Origin of the sequence: Mycobacterium sp. (assembly GCF_019243155.1) — a bacterium.
Classification (GTDB): domain Bacteria; phylum Actinomycetota; class Actinomycetes; order Mycobacteriales; family Mycobacteriaceae; genus Mycobacterium.
On the sequence record NZ_JAFAUS010000209.1, the window covers coordinates 1 to 5,523 of the forward strand.

Below are 5,523 nucleotides of genomic sequence, written 5' to 3' on the forward strand. Positions count from 1 at the left end.
CTTATTCGGCAAGGGCCGCAGGCATTTACCGATCATCCGCCAGCTGCCGACGATCAACGAGCGGGTTCCGTTCTTGCTGAACCCCATGTGTCCGGTCACCTCGACCAGATCGCCGAGATCGATCGCGGCGGTGAAGTCTGCGGTTCGTCCTTGCTCCAGTTGTGAATTGTCCAGCAGCACTTGCATTTCGCCGGACCAGTCGCGCAAGTCGGCGAACAACACCCCGCCGTAGTCGCGTATCCGCAGGATCCGGCCGGACACGATGATGGTCTCCTGATCGTCGGCGTCCATCGCGCGGGCGATCGTGTGGCTCGGCGCGTGTCCCACCGGGTAAGCGTCCACGCCGCTACGACGCAAGATCTTCAGCTTGGCCAGTCGTACCCGAACCTGTTCGGGCAGGCGGGAATTCGAGTCCAGCAAGTCGTCGTCCGAGCCTCGCAGCCCGCTCACGTCGGGCGCGGAGCCGTCCGGATGCAGCAGGCCCGACTCCGCGAGCCGAGGGGGCACCGCGGGGTAGTGGCCGGTGTGCACCTTGTCCCGCCGGGTGAACGGCAACACAAGGAAGCCCTCCGCGAAGGCGGAGGCGACACCGACCCGGGGGATCAGCCGGGCGTCCTCGTAGCAGGCGTAGCGCGGAACCCAATCGGGTTGGTACTTCATGTTGGAGCGGTACAGCGTCTCCAGCTGCCACCACCGGGAAAAGAACAGCAGCAATCCGCGCCACAGCCGGGCGACCGGGCCGGCGCCGAGTTGCGCACCCTGCTCGAACGCGGACCGGAACATGGCGAAGTTCAGCGAGATCCGGATGATCCCGAGAGCCTCCGCATTGAGCGCGAGCTCGCTGACCATGAGTTCGATGGTGCCGTTGGGGGACCCCGGCGACCGGCGCATCAAGTCCAGGGATACGCCGGTGGCCCCCCACGGGACCAGCGACAGCATCGCGACGACCGCGCCGTCACGGTCCATCGCTTCGACCAGCAGGCAGTCTCCGTCGGCCGGGTCGCCCAGCCTGCCCAGAGCCATGGAGAAGCCGCGTTCGGTTTGGGTATCGCGCCACGAGTCGGCGCGCGAGATCGTCTCGGCCATCTCTTCGTCGGAGATGTCGCGGTGCCGCCGGATGCGTACCGTCAGCCCGGCCCTGCGGGCTCGGGTGACCGCTTGGCGCACGCCGCGCATCTCGGGGCCGGACAGCCGGAAGTCGGAGGTCCGCAGGATGGCCTCGTCGCCCAGTTCGAGGGCGTTCAGGCCGGCCTCACGGTAAACCCGCGCGCCCTGGGAACTGGCGCCCATCACACCGGGCGCCCAGCCGTAGGTCTGGCACAGCCCCAACCAGGCGTCAATCGCCTGCGGCCACGCTCTGGGGTCGCCGATCGGATCGCCGCTGGCCAGGCAGACGCCGAGCTCGACGCGGTAGGTGACCGCCGCGCGGCCGCTCTGGGCGAACACCACCGACTTGTCGCGGCGGGTGGCGAAGTAGCCCAGGGAGTCCTGTTTGCCGTACAGCTCGAGCAGGCCGCGGATGGCCGACTCATCCTCACCCGTCAGCGCGTTCTCGGCGCGCTGCGATTGGAACAGCACGATCGTCGCCATGATCAGCGCCAGCGCGCCGAACAAACCGAAGATCGCGTTCAGGATCAGGTGCGGCTTACCGGTGAACAGGTCTGGATCGGCGAGGGCGAAGCCGACGACCCGGTTGGCGACGTAGGGCAGCCGGTCCTGCCGCTCGAGGGTGCCGGGGAAAAGCTCGACCAGTCCCCAGGACACCAGGATGCCGATCACATCGCCGGCGACCAGCACCGCGGCGGCCTTGACCAACGCGCCTTTGCGGACCTTGGCCCAGAACTCGCGATACGCCAGCAGCAGCAGCACCGCGACGACGACGTGCACGGCGAACCCGAGGTTCTCCCCGAACGTCTCGGCCGCGGTGTTGTCGCCCGCGGCGATGTCCGCGGCGTTCCAGAACGCGGCGAGGATCATCTGGCCGAGCAACACGAACCAGGCGATCCGTTTCCGGGCGGTCAACGCCGCGGCGAGCAGAGCCAGGACGAATGACCACGCGATGCTGGTGTCCGGGAAGTTGAACAGGTAGTCGTTGATGAACTCCCGCGGGACCTTTATCACCCATCGGACCAGGGGCGACACGCTGGCCAACAGCGAGATGGTGGCGATGACTCCCACGGTCCAGCCGGCCGCCGCCGGTACCCAGCGATACCGGGAACGCGACCGGTTGCGAGGCCCGGAAGGTGGCCCCGGACGAGGTGATGTGAGTGTCACAGACCGCGAGGATATGCCCTCAATCCGTGAAAAGCTTGACGAAGCGCTGAGAGCGGCCAGCACTCGGCCGTGTTTGCTCCGACCCGAATACCGTCGCCAAACCGTGGTCTGGCCGCCGAAGTGCTAAAAGCCACCTCGCGGCTGCTAAACTGGCCGCTGCGACCATTCCGGCTAAGGCCAGGAACAGTTAAGTGGAGTCCCACTCCCACCGCTAGCCAGAAGATTTTCAAGGCTCAGCGGTCCGGTCACAGACATCGAGTATGTCTGTTCCGCGGGTACCGCGGGCGGCTGACGCCGTGATCGGTCGGCATTGGGCCCTGCTTCTGCAGGGCTTTTTTGCTGGTGGTGTGTGTTTCCGCCGCTGAATCCGAACCCGACCCAGCGTCGTGATTGCAGGACACACCAGAAGCCCAACAAGGGAGGCCCCATCAGCACTGAGACCCGCGTCAACGAGCGCATCCGCGTGCCTGAAGTTCGATTGATCGGCCCAGGGGGAGAGCAGGTAGGCATAGTGCGCATCGAAGATGCACTGCGCGTCGCTGCCGACGCCGATCTCGACCTTGTCGAAGTTGCCCCGAACGCCAGACCGCCGGTCTGCAAGATCATGGACTACGGCAAGTTCAAATACGAGGCGGCGCAAAAGGCGCGCGAATCCCGCCGTAACCAGCAGCAGACCGTCGTCAAAGAACAGAAGCTGCGACCGAAAATCGACGATCACGATTACGAGACCAAGAAGGGCCACGTAATCCGCTTCCTGGAGGCGGGATCGAAGGTGAAGGTCACCATCATGTTCCGCGGACGCGAGCAGTCACGGCCCGAGTTGGGCTACCGACTGCTGCAGCGGCTGGGCGCCGACGTCGCCGAATACGGCTTCGTCGAAACGTCCGCCAAGCAGGACGGCCGCAACATGACGATGGTGCTGGCACCGCACCGCGGTGCGAAGACTCGCGCCAAGGCGCGGCACCCCGAAGGGCCGGGCGACGCGGCGTCGGATTCCGACGCGGCCGCCGACGCCAGCCCTTCACAGAACTGACCTGACAGCGAGAACAGCGAGAACTAGAGGAAACATGCCTAAAGCCAAGACCCATAGCGGGGCTTCAAAGCGGTTCCGGCGCACCGGGACCGGCAAGATCATGCGTGAGAAAGCCAACCGCCGGCACCTGCTCGAGCACAAGCCGAGCAAGAGAACCCGTCGGCTCGAGGGCCGCACCGTGGTGGCCGCCAACGACACCAAGCGGATCAACAAGCTGCTGAACGGCTGACCTTCAGACCGGCTCAGACCCATTTAGAAGACCATCACTGCCTGAACGAGAGTAGGAACATCCATGGCACGCGTGAAGCGGGCGGTCAACGCCCACAAAAAGAGGCGCAGCATTCTGAAGGCCTCGAAGGGCTATCGCGGCCAGCGATCCCGGCTCTACCGCAAAGCCAAAGAGCAGCAACTGCATTCACTGAACTACGCCTACCGCGACCGTCGTGCGCGTAAGGGCGAGTTCCGGAAATTGTGGATCTCGCGTATCAACGCTGCTGCTCGCGCCAACGACATCACGTACAACCGGTTGATCCAGGGCCTTAAGGCCGCCGGTGTGGACGTGGACCGCAAGAACCTCGCCGACATCGCGATCACCGACCCCGCGGCGTTTACCGCCTTGGTCGACGTGGCCCGGGCGGCGCTGCCCGAGGACGTCAACGCGCCGTCGGATTCCGGAGAGGCTGCCTAGCCTCCGACGCCGATGCCGGAGGTGCTGACCGAACGCTCGACCAGGGTCGTCGCGGCGGTCAAATTGCATCGGCACGTCGCGCGTCGGCGGGCCGGACGATTTCTCGCCGAAGGCCCAAACCTGGTCCAGGCCGCGTCCGTTCGCGGTCTGGTCCGGGACGTCTTCGTCACCGAGGTTGCGTCGCAACGTTATTCGTCACTGCTCGCTTCGCTGGCTTCGGCGCACGTTCACCTGGTGAGTGAGCGGGCCGCAAAGGCCCTCTCCGACACCGTGACCCCCGTCGGGCTGGTCGCCGTCTGCGAGATGCCGGCGACGAGTCTGCAGGACGTGCTGGCCGACTCGCCCCGGCTGATCGCGGTCGCCGTCGGGATCGGCGAGCCCGGCAACGCCGGGACGCTCATCCGTATCGCCGACGCGATGGGCGCCGGGGGAGTGATCCTGGGCGGCCAGAGCGTGGACCCGTACAACGGCAAATGCCTGCGCGCGTCGACCGGCAGCATGTTCTCGATTCCGGTCGTCGTCGAGCCGGACACCGGGGCCGCTATCGACGCGCTGCACGCCGCGGGGCTGCAGGTGCTGGCCACCACCGTCGACGGCGAGGCGCGCCTCGACGAGATCGGGGAGACGCTCACCAAGCCGACGGCCTGGTTGTTCGGGCCCGAATCACACGGTCTGCCAAGCGAAGTCGCGTCGTCGGCCGACCACCGCGCGCGGATCCCGATGTCCGGTGGCGCCGAAAGCCTCAACGTGGCTGCCGCCGCGGCGATCTGTCTCTATCAGAGCGCCCAGGCCTTGGGCCTGCTCAAGCGGCCCTAGCCGGCTTCTTCGGCCGGCCCCGCGCGGCCCGCAGCCCGGCCAGCGACAAGGTCGTGTGCATCAGCGACCCGGCGCGTTCCATCAGGACCTTCGCGGGCCGCAGCGAGGGGCCGAGGGACGGATACGAACTCGGCGGGAAGTAGTGCATCGGCAGTCCGCGCCGGTCGCGTGGCGGCGCCATGAACGGCGGCGCCTCGGCCAACGGGGCATCGTTGGAAAGCCGTCCCTCGGCGCGGCGGTAGGCGGCCAGCGCGCGGGGATGCAACCGGATCTCGTCGGGCACCGCCAGGAAGGCCACCTCGACCAGCTTGCCGAACAGGCGCAGCAGCACCTCGTCGCCCGGAGTCCAGTGCATTCCGGCCTTCTCGCGCAAGGCGGGCTCGAACAGCCCCGCCGCGATCCAGCGCTGACCGGCCACCAACGGTTTGAACAATTGGTCCCAGATCGGGGTGGGCATCAACACGAACCTCGGTTTCGGGATCCGGATCTGGAAGATGTCCAGGGTTGCCTGGTTGACTTCCAGCACCTCACGGCCGACCCGTTCCCAGTACTCCTGAAATTCGTCCCAGGACTTCGGAACCGGGCGCATGCTCATCCCGTACATCCGGTACCACTGCACGTGCTCGTCGAACAGTTGCCGCTTCTCGGCCTCGGTCAAGCCGCCGCAGAAGTACTCGGCCACCTTGATGATCAGCATGAAAAATGTCGCGTG

At 66.4% G+C, this 5,523-nt stretch carries 6 protein-coding genes; 4 read left to right on the forward strand and 2 right to left on the reverse strand.

Going from position 1 to position 5,523, the window contains the following annotated elements; all coding sequences use genetic code 11:
- Window positions 1–2,274: bifunctional lysylphosphatidylglycerol synthetase/lysine--tRNA ligase LysX (lysX, locus tag JOZ00_RS10340; protein ID WP_293343382.1), on the reverse strand; the 2,274-nt coding region annotated here is incomplete at its 3' end.
- 427 nt (window positions 2,275–2,701) lie between these two features.
- On the opposite strand from lysX, the gene infC reads away from it, so the two are divergent.
- The 4 genes from infC to JOZ00_RS10360 all read left to right on the forward strand — a co-directional run bounded on the left by infC (window position 2,702) and on the right by JOZ00_RS10360 (window position 4,811).
- Window positions 2,702–3,307 (forward strand): translation initiation factor IF-3, encoded by a 606-nt coding sequence (infC, locus tag JOZ00_RS10345; RefSeq protein ID WP_293343389.1) that lies wholly within the window; start codon window positions 2,702–2,704, stop codon window positions 3,305–3,307.
- Between the two features lie 34 nt (window positions 3,308–3,341).
- Window positions 3,342–3,536, forward strand: coding sequence for a 50S ribosomal protein L35 (rpmI, locus tag JOZ00_RS10350; protein WP_293343384.1), 195 nt, complete (start codon window positions 3,342–3,344; stop codon window positions 3,534–3,536).
- Window positions 3,537–3,599: 63 nt separating this feature from the next.
- The gene (gene rplT, locus JOZ00_RS10355) at window positions 3,600–3,995 is read left to right on the forward strand and encodes a 50S ribosomal protein L20 (RefSeq protein WP_293343386.1); all 396 of its coding nucleotides are present in this window, start codon (window positions 3,600–3,602) and stop codon (window positions 3,993–3,995) included.
- Between the two features lie 21 nt (window positions 3,996–4,016).
- The gene (locus JOZ00_RS10360; RefSeq protein WP_293343391.1) at window positions 4,017–4,811 is read left to right on the forward strand and encodes an RNA methyltransferase; all 795 of its coding nucleotides are present in this window, start codon (window positions 4,017–4,019) and stop codon (window positions 4,809–4,811) included.
- On the opposite strand, the gene JOZ00_RS10365 is transcribed toward JOZ00_RS10360, so the two are convergent.
- On the reverse strand, window positions 4,798–5,523 hold a 726-nt coding region (locus JOZ00_RS10365; RefSeq protein ID WP_293343387.1), incomplete at its 5' end, for an oxygenase MpaB family protein. The genes JOZ00_RS10360 and JOZ00_RS10365 overlap by 14 nt on opposite strands.

Excerpts from the sequence above, each read along its gene's own strand:
- rplT (WP_293343386.1), top strand. The coding sequence starts at position 3,600 with ATGGCACGCGTGAAGCGGGCGGTCAACGCCCACAAAAAGAGGCGCAGC.
- rpmI (WP_293343384.1), top strand. The coding sequence starts at position 3,342 with ATGCCTAAAGCCAAGACCCATAGCGGGGCTTCAAAGCGGTTCCGGCGC.